14 protein-coding genes are annotated in these 15,800 nt (G+C 68.0%); 5 read left to right on the top strand and 9 right to left on the bottom strand.

Features of this window, described 5'->3' with window-relative positions; all coding sequences use genetic code 11:
* Window positions 1-9: 9 nt before the first annotated feature.
* The 5 genes from RT697_RS14325 to RT697_RS14305 all read left to right on the top strand — a co-directional run bounded on the left by RT697_RS14325 (window position 10) and on the right by RT697_RS14305 (window position 4,376).
* Window positions 10-834 carry a ferritin-like domain-containing protein gene (locus RT697_RS14325; protein WP_313699723.1) on the top strand — a complete coding sequence of 275 codons (825 nt, stop codon included), beginning with the start codon at window positions 10-12 and terminating at the stop codon, window positions 832-834.
* 15 nt (window positions 835-849) lie between these two features.
* Window positions 850-1,566 carry an MOSC domain-containing protein gene (locus RT697_RS14320; protein ID WP_313699721.1) on the top strand — a complete coding sequence of 239 codons (717 nt, stop codon included), beginning with the start codon at window positions 850-852 and terminating at the stop codon, window positions 1,564-1,566.
* Window positions 1,567-1,628: 62 nt separating this feature from the next.
* On the top strand, window positions 1,629-2,816 hold the full coding sequence (locus tag RT697_RS14315; RefSeq protein ID WP_409517439.1) for a lytic murein transglycosylase: 1,188 nt from the start codon (window positions 1,629-1,631) through the stop codon (window positions 2,814-2,816).
* Window positions 2,817-2,957: 141 nt separating this feature from the next.
* Window positions 2,958-3,371, top strand: coding sequence for a YidB family protein (locus tag RT697_RS14310; protein WP_105237892.1), 414 nt, complete (start codon window positions 2,958-2,960; stop codon window positions 3,369-3,371).
* A gap of 3 nt (window positions 3,372-3,374) precedes the next feature.
* Window positions 3,375-4,376: a DUF4434 domain-containing protein gene (locus RT697_RS14305; RefSeq protein ID WP_313699753.1), complete on the top strand. Its 1,002-nt coding sequence runs from the start codon at window positions 3,375-3,377 to the stop codon at window positions 4,374-4,376.
* 30 nt (window positions 4,377-4,406) lie between these two features.
* Here the strand turns inward: RT697_RS14305 and RT697_RS14300 are convergent, their stop codons facing one another.
* The 9 genes from RT697_RS14300 to RT697_RS14260 form a co-directional block, all read right to left on the bottom strand.
* Window positions 4,407-5,537: an acyl-CoA dehydrogenase family protein gene (locus tag RT697_RS14300; protein WP_313699717.1), complete on the bottom strand. Its 1,131-nt coding sequence runs from the start codon at window positions 5,535-5,537 to the stop codon at window positions 4,407-4,409.
* Window positions 5,538-5,547: 10 nt separating this feature from the next.
* Window positions 5,548-6,222: an alginate O-acetyltransferase AlgF gene (locus tag RT697_RS14295; RefSeq protein WP_313699715.1), complete on the bottom strand. Its 675-nt coding sequence runs from the start codon at window positions 6,220-6,222 to the stop codon at window positions 5,548-5,550.
* Complete coding sequence (locus tag RT697_RS14290) at window positions 6,219-7,712, bottom strand: AMP-binding protein (RefSeq protein WP_313699713.1); 1,494 nt, start codon at window positions 7,710-7,712, stop codon at window positions 6,219-6,221. Before RT697_RS14290 ends, RT697_RS14295 begins: the two co-directional genes overlap by 4 nt.
* Window positions 7,713-7,737: 25 nt before the next feature.
* Window positions 7,738-7,977, bottom strand: a complete 240-nt coding sequence (locus tag RT697_RS14285; RefSeq protein ID WP_105237897.1) for an acyl carrier protein — start codon at window positions 7,975-7,977, stop codon at window positions 7,738-7,740.
* Between the two features lie 24 nt (window positions 7,978-8,001).
* The gene (locus tag RT697_RS14280; RefSeq protein ID WP_313699711.1) at window positions 8,002-9,582 is read right to left on the bottom strand and encodes an MBOAT family O-acyltransferase; all 1,581 of its coding nucleotides are present in this window, start codon (window positions 9,580-9,582) and stop codon (window positions 8,002-8,004) included.
* Between the two features lie 9 nt (window positions 9,583-9,591).
* A complete protein-coding gene (locus tag RT697_RS14275) occupies window positions 9,592-10,647 on the bottom strand; it encodes an alginate O-acetyltransferase AlgX-related protein (protein WP_313699752.1) in 1,056 nt (351 codons plus the stop codon).
* A gap of 133 nt (window positions 10,648-10,780) precedes the next feature.
* Window positions 10,781-11,797, bottom strand: a complete 1,017-nt coding sequence (locus RT697_RS14270; protein WP_313699709.1) for an alginate O-acetyltransferase AlgX-related protein — start codon at window positions 11,795-11,797, stop codon at window positions 10,781-10,783.
* Between the two features lie 34 nt (window positions 11,798-11,831).
* The gene (locus RT697_RS14265; protein WP_313699707.1) at window positions 11,832-14,567 is read right to left on the bottom strand and encodes an NfrA family protein; all 2,736 of its coding nucleotides are present in this window, start codon (window positions 14,565-14,567) and stop codon (window positions 11,832-11,834) included.
* On the bottom strand, window positions 14,564-15,800 hold a 1,237-nt coding region (locus RT697_RS14260; protein ID WP_313699705.1), incomplete at its 5' end, for a glycosyl transferase family protein. The genes RT697_RS14260 and RT697_RS14265, both read right to left, overlap by 4 nt.

Genomic DNA, 15,800 nt, shown 5'->3' with positions numbered 1-15,800 from the left:
GACGGCAACATGGAAAGCAGCAAGACTGCCCCTGGCGGGCAGGAGGATGACGCGCAGTGCATGCGCGCGCAGGCGCTGGCGGCGCTGGCCGCCACGGCTTGGCCCGACAAGCTGGCGCGCGTGCGCGCCATTGCCGACGACGCCCGGCTGGATTGCGAACGCGTCGTTGCGCCCATCGCAGGCTTGCCCGGCCGCCCGCCACGGCCAGAACTGGTCGCGCCGGCCGAGGTCCGCCATCGATCCATGGCCACGCAGGAAGGCAGGGCAGCGCTCTTGCACGCGCTGGCCCATATCGAATTCAACGCGGTGAACCTTGCGCTGGACATCATGTGGCGGTTTGCCGGCATGCCCGAGGCGTTCTACCGCGACTGGCTGCGCGTGGCGCGCGAAGAAGCGCTGCATTTCGACCTGCTGCGCCAGCGCCTGGACACGCTGGGCTACGCCTACGGCGACTTCCCCGCGCACAACGGTTTGTGGGATATGGCCGAGCGCACGCAGGACGACCTGCTGGCGCGTCTGGCGCTCGTGCCGCGCACGCTGGAAGCGCGCGGCCTGGACGCGTCGCCCATGATCCGCAACAAGCTGGCGGGCGCGGGCGACGCGGAAAGCGCTGCCATCGTCGACATCATCCTGCGCGACGAGATCGGCCACGTCGCCATCGGCAACCATTGGTACAAGCAGCAGTGCGCGCTGGCGGGCAAGGAGCCGGTGGCCTGCTATGCCGAACTGGCGGCGCGCTATCAGGCGCCGCGCCTGCGCGGCCCCTTCAACCTGGAGGCGCGGCGCGCCGCCGGGTTCGACGACGACGAGCTTGCCGCGCTGCAGGCCGGCTGAATGGACGACGGGAAGATGGACATCACAATCGACGCGCTGCTGACGGGCGCTGTGCGGCCACTGGGCGATTCGGGGCGCGACAGCGGCATCGACAAGCATCCGGTCGCCGAGCGGCGCTGGCTCGGTCTGGAAGGACTAGACGGCGACGCCCAGGCAGACCGGCGCTTTCATGGCGGGCCGGAAAAGGCCTTGCACCATTACGCGCGCGACCACTATCCCGCGTGGCTGCAGATACTGGGCGAACGCGCCGTGCTGCGCACGCCGGGCGCCTTCGGCGAAAACCTCTCCACCACCGGCATGACCGAAAGCGACGTGTGCGTGGGCGACGTCTACCGCGCGGGCACCGCGTTGATTCAGGTGTCGCAGGCGCGCCAGCCGTGCTGGAAGCTGGATCACCGCTTCCAGCACAAGGGCATGGCCGCGCAGGTGCAGGCCAGCGGCATGACGGGCTGGTACTACCGCGTGCTGCGGACCGGCTGGCTGGCGCCGGGCGACACGCTGACGTTGCAGGAGCGGCTGCACCCGCAATGGTCGCTGGCGCGTGTGCAGGACATCTTGAACCGCCGCGTGCTGGATCCGGACGTGCTGCACGCGTTGGCGGCGCTGCCCGAGCTGTCGCCGAACTGGCGCACGCTCTTTGAAAAGCGCGCCCGCGCCGGCGAAGTTGAAGACTGGACGCGGCGCCTGCAAGGCGATGCCGCGATCGCACCTCCCAAGGAATCCCAAGCATGAAATCCCTGTTGCGCCGCGCGCAGTTGAATGCCGCTGTCACCCGCGCGGTGACGGCCGTTTCGGTGACGACCGCCGCGCTGATCCTGCCGGCGCCCGCGGCGCTTGCCGCCGGCGACTTTGCCGCCTGCCTGTCGCAGTTGCGCGCGCCCGCCATGAAGGCCAGCGTGTCGGCCGCGACGTTCGACACGCACACGGCGCAGCTCGCGCCCGACATGGCCGTGATCGACCTGCTGGACGCGCAGCCGGAGTTCAAGACGCCGATTTGGGACTACATGGCGGGCCTGGTGGACGACGAGCGAGTGGCGGACGGGCAGGCCGGCATGGCGCGTTGGCAGGCCGAACTGGACCGCGCGTCGCAGCGCTATGGCGTGGACCCGGCCACGATTGCCGCGGTGTGGGGCGTGGAAAGCAACTTCGGGCGCACGCTGGGCGGGCGGCCGCTGCTGACGTCCCTGTCCACGCTGTCGTGCTATGGCCGGCGCCAGGCGTATTTCCGGGGCGAGTTCTTCTCTACGCTGAAGATCATCCAGGACGAACACATTGCGCCTGAGCGCCTGGTGGGGTCCTGGGCCGGCGCGTTCGGCCAGACCCAGTTCATGCCGTCAACGTATCTGCGTCTGGCCGTGGATTTTGACGGCGACGGCCGGCGCGACCTGGTCGACAGCGTGCCGGACGCGCTGGCGTCCACGGCGAATTTCCTGAAGCGCGCGGGCTGGAATCCGGGGCTGGCGTGGGGTTACGAGGTGAAACTGCCCGCGAAACTGGACACGTCCGGCGCGGGCCGCAAGAACAAGCGGCCGATGTCGTCGTGGGTAAAGCAGGGTGTGATGCGCGCCGATGGACAGGCGCTGCCAGGCGGCGATACGCCGGCCGGCCTGTTGCTGCCGGCGGGCCGCAATGGTCCGGCGTTTCTGGTGACGCGCAATTTCGATGCCCTGTATTCCTACAACGCCGCCGAAAGCTATGCGCTGGCGATCGCGCATCTGTCCGACCGTCTGCGCGGCGGCGGCCCGCTGATCCAGGCGTGGCCCACGGACGATCCGGGCCTGTCGCGCGCAGAACGACGCGAATTGCAACGGCTTCTGATCGCGCGTGGCTACGATCTGGGCGAGCCTGACGGCATGATCGGCGCCCGCACGCGCCAGGCCTTGCAGGCCGCCCAACGCGAACTGGGACTGTCGCCGGACGGGCGCGCGGGCCAGAAGGCGCTGAAGGCGCTGAGGGCGTCGACGGCCGCACCGAAAGGCTGAGCCAAAAGCGCTATCCAAAAGCATGACCCGTCCCCGCGATTTACAACTTTTGCAAAGTCGTCGCGGGCGGCAACAGCATTGCCGCGCACCACGCTTTTCATAGGCCTATACTGATTTCCCGACTTTTTCAGGAGCGCGGCAATGAGCCTATTGGACACTTTGGCCTCGATGGCCGGCGGCGGTCAGCAAGGCGGGTCGGCCTCGCTGCTGCCCGCGTTGATCGAGCAACTGAACAAATACCCGGGCGGTCTGACCGGTCTGATCGCCAGTTTTCAGAAGGGCGGGCTGGGCGAAGTGGTGGCGTCGTGGGTGGGTACAGGCCAGAATTTGCCGGTCAGCCCTGACCAGCTCGGTTCCGTGCTGGATCCCGGCGTCGTGAACGAACTGGCGGCCAAGACGGGGCAGGACACCACCTCCGTGCTGGATTCGCTGTCGGCCCTGCTGCCGCAACTGGTCGACAAGGCCACGCCGGAAGGCGCGGTGCAGCCCGGCCAGCAATTCAACCCCGCCGACCTGCTGGGCTCGTTGTCCGGCCTGTTCGGCAACCGCGGATAAAGGCTGGGCAGTCTCCTGTTACCTCCGCAGCTCCACTCCCCCCTGCGCCGGCGCCTCTTTCAGGCGCTGGCGTTAAGCGCCCTGGCGCCGCTGGCGGCATGTACGCCGCCGCTTTCCCTTAACGCCACTTTCCTGCAGCTCTGGCGCAGCCACGCGGACCTGACGCCTGAAGACTGGCGCCTGCGACTGCGCAGCTTCCGGCGGCTGGGCTGCCGCGAGATCTTCCTGCAATGGACCGGTCTGGAAGGCGGGCGGCCGGATGACTGGATGGCCCCGCAAGCGCTGCTCGGCACGCTGTTCGACGAGGCCGCGCACCAGGGCATTGGCATACACGTGGGCCTGCCATACGACCAGCGCTGGTGGGACGTGCTGGCCCGCGCCGACACGCCCGCGCTGGCCGCCTTCCTGGACCAGATGCGCGAACGCGGCGCCGCGTACATGCGGGAGTCCGGCTGGAACCAGCGCCGCGCCTTCCGCGGATGGTATCTACCGTACGAACTGGAACAGTACAACTGGGCGTCTGCCGAACGGCAGGCGCTGCTGGTGCCGTGGCTGGACGCTCTGTCGCGCGCGGCGCAAGAGACCAGCAGCAGCGTGCCCTGCATTTCCACGTATCACAGCCGCCTGCCGGGCGACGGGTCGTTGATGAAGTTGTGGAGCCATATCCTGGACCACGTCGGCATTCATCCCATGATCCAGGACGGCGTCGGCGTGGCCGGGTTGGAGAACCTGAGTGCGCTGGAACCGTTGCACGACATGCTGCTGGCCCGCCACGCGTCATTCGACCTGATCCTGGAACTGTTCGAGGAACTGCCCTCGGGCGCCACCGACGGCTCGACCTTCAAGGCGCGGTCCGCCGATTTTGATCGGGTACGCGAGCAGTGGGAGGTGGCGCGCGGCTATGGCGCCAAGCGCATCGTGGCCTTTGCGCTGGACCCGTGGGTCATCGACGACACGCCCGAGGCGCGCGCGCTGATGCAGGCCTGGATGGACGCTCGGCTCTGAAATGCGCGGCATCAGACGCGCCGCATCATGTCAGTTGAAGCTGCGGCCGATGATCTCCAGCATGACCTCGTTCGTTCCGCCGAAAATGCGCAACGCACGCGCGTCCGCCCAGGCGCGGCCGATGCCGTATTCCGCCATGTAGCCATAGCCGCCGTAGAGCTGCAGCAGGTCGTCCAGAATGCGGCCCTGCATCTCGGTCGCGTTGAGCTTGGCGATGGCTGCCGTGGTCGCGTCTAGCTCGCCTTCCATCATGCGCGCCAGGCAATCGTCCAGAAACACACGCAGCATCGCGCTCTGCGCGCGCGCATTCGCCAGCTTGAAGCGCGTGTTCTGGTAGTCGATGACGCGACGCCCGAACACCTTGCGGTCGCGCGTGTACTGCGCCGCCTGCTCCAGCATGCCTTCCTGCGACGCCGCCGCACGGAGCGCGATCGCCAGCCGTTCTCGCGCCAGCTCGCGCGTCATGATCTCGAACGCATTGTTCAGCGGACCCAGCAGGCAATCGGCGGGCAGGCGCACATCGTTGAAAAAGAGCTCGCAGGTGTCCTGGCTGTGCTGGCCGATCTTGTGCAGCGGCGCGCCCTTCGTGTATCCCGGCAGGTTTTCCTCGACGCAGAACAGCGACAGCCCGCGCGCGCCCAGATCGGGATCGGTGCTGGCCAGCACGATGGCCAGGCCCGCGTTCACGCCGTTGGTGATGAAGGTCTTCTGGCCATTGAGGATGAAGTGTTCGCCATCGCGCCGCGCGCGCGTGCGCACTGCCTTCAGATCGCTGCCCGCGTCCGGCTCGGTCAGCGCGATGGCGCCGATGGTCTCGCCGCGCGTCATGGCAGGCAGCCAGCGCTGTTTCTGCGCGTCGGTCCCGACGTTCATCACATACGGCGCGACCATGTCGGAGTGGATGGAAAAGCCGATGCCCAGGAAATTGGCGCGGGCCAGTTCCTCGATCACGACGGCGGAATGCCCGAAGTCGCCGCCCGCGCCATACGGGTCCGGCAGCGCGCAATTGAGCAGCCCCTCTTCGCCCGCCCGCCGCCACAGCGCGCGCGGGGTCACGCCGGCGTCTTCCCATTCGGCATAGCGGGGCGCGATCTCGCTCTCGATGAAGCGTTTGAGCTGATCGCGGAAGAGTTCGTGGTCGTCCCGGAAAACGCGGCGCATGATGGCCTCCCTATTTTTTGTAGGCGTCCGTGCCGCTGGTCTGGCCACGCAGCACGGGCGCTTCGGGTGTCCCGGTCAGGAACAGGCTGTAGTGGTCGCCCGGCTGCAACACCGGCAGCGGCAGCGCCGGTGACGCGGCGGCACCGCAGCCGGCGGCCAGCGTCGCGCTGACCGGATTGATCGCGCGCGCGGCGGACGCGCCGGGTTCGACGTCCTTGAACAGGACCGGGCCCGACGGACTGACGGACAGCTGCCCGGCGGGGCAATCCGTCGCCAGGTTATAGAAGCGCAGCTCCGCCTTCAGCGCGTCCTGCGCGCCGGCGTTGTCGTCGATGACGCTGAACGACAGCCTGCCGCCGTCGCGCCGCGGCACCAGCGTGCTGAACGTGTCGGGCGCCACTTGCAGCGTGCCGGCGAGCTTGCCGTCGATGCGCACGTCGAAGGGCTGATTGCCCTTCACGATGGCGTAGGTGGTGGCCTGCCGGTCCGGCCCGATCTCCTGGACCGGCCCTTGCGCGACCTGCGCCTGCAACGGGTTCACGTGCGGATTGACCACCCGCACGAACGAGGAACCCGCCGGCGGGCGGGCAGCATACAGTTGCGCCAGCACGCCTTCGGCGGCGGCACTGGCGGCGCAGGCCGCCAGCGTCAGGACGAGGGCGAGGCGTGAGGTTGTGCGAGTCATGCGTGCGGCTCCGGTTTCTTGCTGAGGCGCGTTTCAAGATACAGGCGTTCGAGCTGCCTGCGGTCCGCCTTGTCCGTGCTGGTGGTGGGAAAGTGCGGGCAGGCCACCAGCTCGGAGGGAATCATGTACGGCGGCAAACGCCGGCCAAGTATGGCCTTCCAGTCTGTCAGATCCGCGGGCAGCGGTTGCAGGCCCGCGGCAGTGGAGAGCGAACCCTGGCCGTTTGCGGCAGGTTCGACAAACCCGATCAGCCTGACGATGGCGCCGTCGGGCCGGCGCAGCGCCACCGTTGCGCCGGCGCGCACGCCGGGAAGGGCGGCGATGGCCGCGTCGATCTCCGCCAGTTCAATGCGGTAGCCATGCAGCTTGATCTGATCGTCGATGCGGCCGCGGAAGGTGACGAGGCCCTGCGCGTCGATCTCGCCCAGATCGCCGCTGCGATAGCCGCGCTTGCCGTCGCGCGTGAACATGCGCGTGGCGTTCAGGTCGGGACGGTTCAGATAGCCGCGCATGACGTGATCGCCCGCGATGCTGATCTCGCCGTTTTCGATAAAGACTTCGGCATAGGGCTTGGCGCGGCCGATGGGAAATGGATTCGGCGCCGCCGCGCGCAGTGCCGGGTCGATCTCGACCCACGTGGTCGAGCACGTCGCCTCGGTCGGGCCGTAGGAATTGACGATGCGAACCTGCGGAAAGCGCTGCCACAGTTCCTCGGCCAATGCGGGCGTCAGCGATTCCGCGCCGAACACGAAGACGCGCAGGTCGGGCAGGTGGGCCTGGTCGAACTCGGGGTTGAACAACTGCTGCCGCACGAACGAGGGCGTGGACGCCCAGACGCTGATGCGGCTGCTAGCCAGATACTGCACGAAGGCATCGCGCTGCGCGATGGTCTCGCGCGGACACAGCACGCAGGTTCCGCCCAGCGTCAGCGCGCCCACCCAGTTGAACAGCGAAAAATCGAAGCTGAACAGCATCTGGTCCATGAAGACCGGCGCCGTGCCCAGCGCGAGGCAGTCGCGGATCCATCCGGCAAAGAGGCCCACGCTTTCACGGCCGATCTGCACGCCTTTCGGGTCGCCGGTGCTGCCCGACGTGAACATGATGTAGGCCAGACCCTTTTCTTCCAGCGGCGCGGCCTCGCCGCCCGTGGCAACGAATTGCGCCGCCTGCGCGTCGTAGCGCAGGCCCGCGCGCACCAGCTCGCCGATGCGTGCGATGCGCTCGGGCGGGTTGATGACATCCACCGGCACGAAGGGCACGCCCAGCCGCAGGCAGCCCAGTATCGCAATCAGAAACGCCGTTTCCTTGTGGCCGGAAATCACCAGCGGCGTATCGGGTCGCGCGCCCGCGTTCCGCGCTTCCTGTTCCCAGACCTCGGTGGCGGCGCGCAGCGCGCGCCACGATGTGGCTCCGCGCGCGTCCACGACCGCGATGGCGTCCGCGCCAGTCTGCGTGTCCGCGAAATCGAACGTGTTGAAGTCGAAGCGCATGGTCCGGCCCTCCCGTGGCTGCGCGCTAGGCGCCGCGGCGTTCCGCGATGAATGCCGCCAGCGTATGCACCGATTCCAGATGCACGTCGATCTCGGTGGGCGGGATCTTGCAGCCGAACTCGCGCTCGACCGCCAGCGCCACGTCGACGGCGGCCAGCGAGTCGACCAGTCCCGATTCGATCAGCAGCGTGTCCGGGTCCACCTGTGTGAGGATGATGCCTTCGACGAGTTGCGCCACTTTGGCTTCGATAGCGTTGATGTCCATGTCTTGCTCCGCGACCCCGTGGGATCAGAATTGGAAATAGAGAAACCGGGCTTCCTTGTGCAGGTTGACCAGGCAGAAAGCCAGCAGCACCAGCATGACCGCCATCCACGCCAGGTTGGGGCGCCAGCGCAGGTAGGGCTGCGGGGCCTCATTCGGCTTGAACAGGGCCGGCGACCAGCGGCCCAGGATCTGGTGCGAATTGGGCGCGAACCACGCGATGCCCAGCAGCACGACGGCATAGATGAGCTGCATGTGGTGGCCGGCGATGACGCGCCAGGCGTCGCCAAACGCAAGGCCGGCGACATGCGCGGACATGTCCAGCGGCTCGATGCCGCGCGCGCCCGTCATGCCCTGCACCAGCAGCAGGGCGTCGCCCACGCCGTGGGCGCGGAAGAACGCTTGCGCCACCAGCACCGCAACAAAGGTGATCAGCACGCACAGTGCGCGCGTGGCGGCACGCGTGTCGCGCGCGGCGGCGGGCTTGCGGCCCACGACGAAGATGCGCCAGGCATGGTTCACCGACAGGTACATCGCGTGCAGCAGCCCGAACACCACGAACTGGAAACCCGCGCCGTGCCAAACGCCCGCCAGCGTCATCGTGAACAGCGTCGGCAACGCGATGCTGCCGGCAAAGCCGCCCAGCGTCTTCAGCCCGGCCGAGCCCACCGGCAGGTTGCGGTTCGTGCGCCACTTGTTCACCGCCACCGCCACCGGGTAGTACAGATACGCGGTGATGTAGCGCGTCAGCGTCATGTGCCAGCGCGCCCAGAATTCGATGATGTTGCCCGCCTTGTAGGGCGAGTTGAAATTCAGCGGGAAGCGGATGCCGAACATCTTGGCCAGACCCAGCGCCATGTCCGAATAGCCCGAGAAATCAAAGTAGAGCTGCAGCGCATAGCAGAGGCTGGCGCCCCATGATCCGAAGAACTGCAGCTCACCCGGCGCCGCGAACCCCGCGTCGGCGTACGGCGCGATGCCATCGGCCAGCAGCACCTTCTTGGCCAGGCCGATCACGAACAGCATCGCGCCCACCGTCAGGTTTTCAGCCTTGAACCGGTAATTTTCCGGCTGCGCGAACTGCGGCATCATTTCCTTGTGGTGCAGGATCGGGCCGGCGATCAGATGCGGAAAGAACGTCACGAAGAGTACGTAGCTCAGCAGGCTGCGCTCTTTCACCACGCCTGCCTTGCAGTCCAGCAGGTAGCCGATCTGGGTGAACGTGAAGAACGAAATGCCGAGCGGCAGGATGATGTCGTCAACTGTTGTTGCCGTCATGCCCAAGTCGTTCAGGAAGTTGAGCAGCGTCACGAAATACTTGTAGTGGAACAGCAGCGCCAGGTCGGCGCCCACGCCCAGTCCCACGATCAGGCCCTGCAGCCGGGGGCGTGCGGCGTTGTGCAGGATCAACTGGCTGACCACGTAGTTGAAGGCGATGGAGCCGGCCAGCAGCACGACGAACTGCGGATTCCACCAGCCATAGAACACCAGCGAGGTCAGGCACAGCCACAGCGCCGCCAGCCGCACGTTCAGCCGTCCCAGCGTGTAGTACGCCGCGAGGGTCACGGGCAGGAAGATGAACAGGAACAGGTAGGAGTTGAATAGCATCTTGGTTCGCTACGGGATGCGGGCCAGCAGGGCTTGTTCGTCCGCGGTCAGCGGCAGCGACAGGGCGTTCTCCGAAAACTCCCAGATCACGAGTTTCAGGCTCGCGGGCCATTGCGCGCGCTGTCCCAGCGCCATCGTCAGCGCGCCCGAGAACTGTCCGCCGTCCAGGCTCATGTTCCAGACCTCGCGGCCCAGGCCCATGCCCAGGCGCTCCCCGAACTGGCTGCGCCGGCCGTTCGAGGTGCCGGCCAGCAGCACCTGAACCGGCGGCGTCTCATCCAGGAGCCCGCCGCTGCGCACGGGTTTGATCTTTGCCTCCGACACCTGTTCCAGATCCGGCCGCCATCCGGGCGGCGCCTGCTCAAGGCCCGCCAGCACGATCAGGTCGCCCATGCGCGGCTGCGGCGCGGAGGCCGGTTCCGTCTTGAAGGCCTGCGTACCCTTGCCGTTCAGGAGCGGCAAGGCCGCCTCGGCCACGCGCGCGGCGGCCGCCTGCGCGCCTTGCGCATTCATGTGCACGTCCGTGCGGAAAAAGCGGGGCGCGGGGGCCGCCAGCAGCGCGTCGCGCAGGTCCACGAAGGGCATGCCGTCCGCCCGCAGCGCCGCTTGCCAGGTGTCCAGCGTCTGACGCATCGGTTGCGACACGGGCAAGCCGCAGAGTTGGGCGGACTCGATACGCGACTTGTCGGGCACCGCGACCACCAGCACCTGCACCTGCTTGGCGCGCAGTTCGCGCACCCAGTGCCGCATCAGGCGCAGGCGTTCGTCGAAGACGTGCACGCCGGGCGGCGCCCGCAATCCGTCGCGGTAGAACAGCCAGCCGGGGCAGCCCATCGCGACCTGTTCGCCCAGGTCGCCGAACAATCGGTAGCGCAGTGCGGCATTCCAGGTGTCGACGTCGGCCTGGCGCGGCAACGCCAGCGCCTTGTTCAGCGCGGCGCCCGCCGAGCCGTCCAGCCACGCGGAGGGCGACATCGCGACGGCGCCGACGCGCGCCTGCGCCAACCGCCAGCCGCCCCAGCCCAGGCCGACGGCCAGCAGCACGGCAACCACCCAGGCGGTCAGCTGGTGGTTGGCATACGGGCGTCCGGCGTCCGGGCGTCCGGCATACGGGCCTCCGGCGTCCGAGCCTCCGGCGCCGGAGCTTCCTGTGCCCCGGCTCCCAGCAGCGCGCGTCTTGTCCGGCGTACTCACGCGCCTACTTCCCGATGGCCGCTTTCATGCGCGAACGCCAGGTCTCGGCGCTCATGATGGAGGCGTTGTCCCACAGCCCGCGGGCCTCGGGCCCTTGCGCGTAGGTAGGCTCGAACATCTGCCAGACCAGCACCTGCGGCTTGTTCTGCTTGAAGGCCGGCGATTCCAGATATTCCAGCAGCATCGCCCAATGGCCCACGTTGCCGGGTTTCCAGTTGACCGAAACCGGACGGTCCAGCGCGTTGGACAGCTTCTGCGGAAAGCCGAAGTAGGGCTGCACCATGCTGTGGCCGGTGACGTGCACGGGCGCCGGCGTGTCGTCCACGAGGCTCTGGCTGTCGGACTGTCGCCGCACCGTGAAGGTCTCGCGGCCGGCCTGCTTGCGCTGGTCCGGCGTCAGGAACAGCTCGGCCAGGTCGCCATAGCGGCGTTCGTTGACGACGCTGCCCAGCGGCATGCCGGTGCCGGGCTTGCCGGCCAGCGTTTTCACGTCCTGCTTGATGCGCTGCGCCAGCGCGTCGGCGGTCGCGTCCGCGGCGGCCTGCGTCCAGTGCTGGTCGGTGCGGTAGAAGACCTCCTGGCCGCTGTTCTTCACGCGCTGCAGCACCGCCTCGTCGTCGATGGTGGCGATGCCCGCCTGCTTGAGCTTGTCCTGAATGGTCTGATAGCGCTTTTTCACGTCGGCGCTGAGCGCCTTGCCGTCCGGCAGTTTGTCCTGATAGAAGAACGTCTTGTCCGGCAGCACCAGCACCTCGAGCTGGATGCCTTTGGCCGCCAGCGCGTCGCGCGTCTCGCGCACGAGCTGCGTGGACGCGTCGATGCCGCGCATGTCCACCTGCGTCAGGCTGCCCCAGCCGGGAAAGAGCCAGTTGTCCTTGCCCTGGATCACGATGGACGAGGCCTGCTGCGCCTGCGCCGTGGAGGCGCATGCCGCCGCCAGGGCGGCCGACGCCAGCACGCGGGCCAGCGGGCGGGCAAAACCGGGCAGGGCGCGCTTCGGAAGACGGGTTGCGGTGTGCATGGATGAACTCCTTGTGTTGCGGATCGGCGCGTCGTCAGTACGACAGGGTCAGGTTGATGAACAGGCCCCTGGCCCGGTCGGCCTGCCCGCCGCCGATGTTGAAACGGTATTGCGTCGTCAGGTCCAGGTAGGACATGGGCGCGGTGTAGTGGTCTTCGCGGAACCAGTAGCGCAGGTTGAAGCCGGGGCCGGCGCCCATCGACCACGAGGCGTTGTCGCCCAGCAGCCTGTAGGAATCCGATCCGTCGATGTCAAAGCCGGTGACGCGGTTCTTGTTCCACAGCCAGTCCGCGCCGATGACCGCATAGGGAAAGAACACCAGCCGCTCGCTGATCGCGTCCACGCGATAGCTGCGGCCCACGCGCAGTTCGCCGGCGCCGAAAGCCTGGTCGCGCTTGAGCCGGCCCGACGACTTTTCGCCGTCCACGCCCGTCGCGTTGTCGCGCACCCAGAACTTGGCCGGCATGTCCTGCCAGGAATAGCCGGCCTGCACATAGCCTTCCATCGTGAACCAGTCGGGGCGGTCGATGCGCAGCGTCGTGCCTTCGTACAGGCCGTAGGTCACATACGCCAGCCAGCCGCCGCTGCTGCCGGCGTCGGTCTGGTAGTGCGCGGTCTGGTTGTCGCGGTTCAGGGCGCAGCGCAGCGCGGCCGGGTCCGGGCTGAACGTGCCGCGGCGCGTGGCGCTGCCCAGGTTGAACTGGCGTTCCAGACCGAAGGTCAGGCCCACTTCGGTGGAAGGCGTGAAGCGCATGCCCAGCGAACCGATCGTGGTGGGGATGCCGGAAATGCCCTGGTTGGTTGCGCTGTCGATGTCCACGGTTCCGCCACACGGGTCGGACACGGTCTGGCTCGCGGTCCGGCCGCCCTTGTCGTACAGCGTGTTCGACAGGCGTCCGTACAGTTCGAAGGTTCGGGTCGAGGAATTGAGGAAGTCCGACGGCCGCCAGAAGATTTCGGCGGTGCTGAACACGGCGTCGCCGGGCACGGTGATGGCCGCGCCGCCCAGCCCTGAGGACGCGGGCCGCGCGCCGCGGTAGCCGGCCGAGAAATACCCGCCCCATTCGCGCGCCAGCCCGCCGATGGCGTTGCGCGTGTCGAACCGCTGCTGGGGCGTGAGATCCAGCTTGCCCGCGTCGTTCTCGTCGATCGCTTCCTTCAGGCGATCCACCGCCCCGCGCTTGTCCCCCACGCCGGCCAGTGCATAGCCTTCGTCCAGGATCACGGTGGGCGGCGCCTTGCCGGTGGCGCGCGCGGCCTGGAAGTCCTCGAGCGCGAGTTTGGGCTGGCGCATGCGCTGGTGCAGATAACCGCGCTGCATCAGCAGCGTGGGATCGCCGGGCTGCGCGGCCAGCGCCGCGCTCATGCGCGTATTGGCCTCGGCCAGTTGCGCGGCGTTGCCGGCCGCCAGCGTGGTGGTCAGCAGGCGCTGGTATTCCTTGTTGGCGGGATCCTGCTCGGCCGCCTTGCGCGCCTGGCTGATGGCTTCCTGATAATCCTCGCGCGCGTAAGCGGCGTAGGCCAGCGAGGCGGGGCCGCCGCTGCCTGCGGCATCCGACGGCAGCAGCTCGCACGAGGTGCCGTAGGGCGTATCGCGGCAGTCCTGCACCGGGGCGGGGTAGTTCGCCAGCGTTAGCGTGGCGGGAATGGCCGGGCGGGCACGCGCGCGCTTGATGCGCTGCGCCGCGGCTTCGTCCTTGCCGCCCAGCGGTTCGACCAGCGCCAGCGCGCGCGCGTTTTCGCCCGCGGCCAGGGCGGCGTCGGCCGCGATCAGGCGCACGTTGCGCCGCTGTTCGTCGTCCAGCCAGTCCTGTTTGAGCGCTGCGTCAAAATCCGCGTCCGCCTGCTGCGTCCTGCCCTGGCGCTGGCGCAGGTAGCCGCGCATCAGCAGCGCAACGGTGTTCTCGTCGTCCTGCCGCATGGCGTCCGTGGCGGCTTCCTCGGCGGCGGCGAGCTGGTTGTCCAGCATGAGCGCCGTGATGAGCAGCAGGCGGTGGCTGGCGCTCTCGGGCGCCAGTGCGACGGCCTGCCGGGCCAGTGGCACGGCGTCGCCGGGCCGGTTGGCGATCAGCGCCTGATAGCCTTCCTCGGCCGGCTTGACCGCCATGCGGCGTTTAAGCGTCTGCTGCCGCGCTGCCAGGTCGTTGCCGTTCGGCGCGCCCAGCGCCACGGCCTTGGCCGCGGCTGCTTCCGCCTCGGCGTACTTGCCCTGCGCTTCCAGCGCATCGAGCCACAGCATCGCCCACGCGCCCTGTTTGGGATCGGTCCGGAACGCGCGTTCGGCGCCGCGCTCGGCGGCGGGATAGTCCGCGCGGTTGTAGTCGGCGTAGGCGCGGGTGGCGATGGGAAACCCGCGCTGGTAGGCGCTGCTGGCTCGCGGAGCGGCAGGCGAGGCGGCGGGCCGAGCTGCCGGGGCGGGGCGCAGGTTGGCGCGCGCCTGGCGCAGGGCCGGCGAATCCAGTCCGCTGGCGATGGCATCGGCCGCGGCCTTGTCGGCCTCTTGAAGCTTGCCCTGCTTTTGCAGCGAGTAGATCAGCAGCAGGCGCAGGCGCTCCACGTCCGGGCGCAGCACGATGGCCGACTCCGCCTGCTGCTGCGCCAGCGCATAGTTGCCGGCGTCGTAGTTCTTGTAACCCTCGTCGGCGAACTGCCAGGCAGCACCTTCCAGCGGCGCTTCGGCCCGCGGCTGTGTCTGAGCGCCAACGGGCGCCGCAGCCCAGGCGCAGGCCAGAGCCGCGGACAGAACGAGCGAGCGAGGAAAGGACATCATGGGGTCGAAGGTTTGGTGTCGGGCGCGGCCGGCGGCTCGCCTTGTCCGGCCTGTTGGAATTGGATGGCTTCGTGCAGCGTGCCTTCGTCCAGCCAGCCCTGTTCCGTCAGGATCTGGCCCAGCGGCTTTTTCTCGCGCGCCTGGATCTGCAGCGCCTGCTCCAGCGTGGATTGGTCAATGGCCTGCCACGACAGCAGCAGCTCGCCCAGGCGCTGGCGCTGCTGCGCCAACTGATCGGTGGACGGGAAGTCGTGCATGGTCTTGTCCCACGCCAGCCGCTTGCCCGAAATCAGGTGGCCGATGAAAAGACGCCACGCCCGGGCCGCCGCCATGGCGTTGATGAAATTGCCGACGATCATCCGCGGAATCGACAGCAGCGCGTGCTCCCAGCCGTACATCCGGCCGACGAAGTACGCGCGCTGCACCACGCGCAGCAGCAGTGCGACGGCATTGGCCCACATCAGCGTCACCAGCCAGCCGCCGGGCCGGAAGTAGGACGGGTAATACACCGTCCACCAGCCAAACAGGTCGGCCAGATAGAAGACGAAGAAATTGGCCAGCAGCACGTAGGCCAGGATGGCGATGAAGGACGTCACCAGCCCCTTGCGATCCCGAAAAAGCAGGTACTTGGTCGCCAGCGATCCCGTCCAGCCCACCTGCTGCCAGCCCTGCAGGCCGATGCCCAGCGTCCAGCGCGCCTTTTGCCGGTAGGCGGTGCGGAAGGTGTTGGGAAAGTATTCGCGCACGCCCAGCGGCATGCGCAGGTGCGCGACCTGTTCCTTGCCCAGGCCGAACCACGATTGGCGCCGCGTCACGTACTCGACGGGGAACTTGCCGAAGATCTGGCGCATGCCGCGCTGGGCCAGGCGCGCGCCGATGTCGTAGTCCTCGGTCAGCGTGTCGGTGTTGAACGGCTGATTGTTCGTCTCGGCGGCCAGCTCCACCAGCGCGCGGCGCGAAAAGCACGTGCCCACGCCCGCCGACGGCACCATCTTCGACAGGCTCTCGCGCACCACCAGATCCTTGGTGTGCCACTCGGCGAACTCGTCCATGTAGGTGCCCGCCACCAGCTCGTACCAATGGCGCTCCAGCGACGTCACCGGCAGCTGAATGAAGTCGATGCGGGGCAGCAGGTAGTTGTAGTACTTCAGTTCCAGCGGGTGCAGCACGTCTTCGCTGTCGTGCAGGATCACGCCGGCAAAGGGCACGGGCTGCTTGGCGTCCTGCGCGAAG

It is taken from the genome of Achromobacter sp. (assembly GCF_032113835.1).
In the GTDB taxonomy this organism is placed as follows: Bacteria; Pseudomonadota; Gammaproteobacteria; order Burkholderiales; family Burkholderiaceae_B; genus Achromobacter.
This window is presented reverse-complemented; position numbering and strand designations above follow the sequence as displayed.

What these genes read in the sequence shown, in the direction of transcription:
- RT697_RS14325 (WP_313699723.1), top strand. Translation starts at nt 10, where the DNA reads ATGGAAAGCAGCAAGACTGCCCCTGGCGGGCAGGAGGATGACGCGCAG.
- RT697_RS14320 (WP_313699721.1), top strand. Translation starts at nt 850, where the DNA reads ATGGACATCACAATCGACGCGCTGCTGACGGGCGCTGTGCGGCCACTG.
- RT697_RS14310 (WP_105237892.1), top strand. Translation starts at nt 2,958, where the DNA reads ATGAGCCTATTGGACACTTTGGCCTCGATGGCCGGCGGCGGTCAGCAA.
- RT697_RS14300 (WP_313699717.1), bottom strand. Translation starts at nt 5,537, where the DNA reads ATGCGCCGCGTTTTCCGGGACGACCACGAACTCTTCCGCGATCAGCTC.
- RT697_RS14295 (WP_313699715.1), bottom strand. Translation starts at nt 6,222, where the DNA reads ATGACTCGCACAACCTCACGCCTCGCCCTCGTCCTGACGCTGGCGGCC.
- RT697_RS14290 (WP_313699713.1), bottom strand. Translation starts at nt 7,712, where the DNA reads ATGCGCTTCGACTTCAACACGTTCGATTTCGCGGACACGCAGACTGGC.
- RT697_RS14285 (WP_105237897.1), bottom strand. Translation starts at nt 7,977, where the DNA reads ATGGACATCAACGCTATCGAAGCCAAAGTGGCGCAACTCGTCGAAGGC.
- RT697_RS14280 (WP_313699711.1), bottom strand. Translation starts at nt 9,582, where the DNA reads ATGCTATTCAACTCCTACCTGTTCCTGTTCATCTTCCTGCCCGTGACC.
- RT697_RS14270 (WP_313699709.1), bottom strand. Translation starts at nt 11,797, where the DNA reads ATGCACACCGCAACCCGTCTTCCGAAGCGCGCCCTGCCCGGTTTTGCC.
- RT697_RS14265 (WP_313699707.1), bottom strand. Translation starts at nt 14,567, where the DNA reads ATGATGTCCTTTCCTCGCTCGCTCGTTCTGTCCGCGGCTCTGGCCTGC.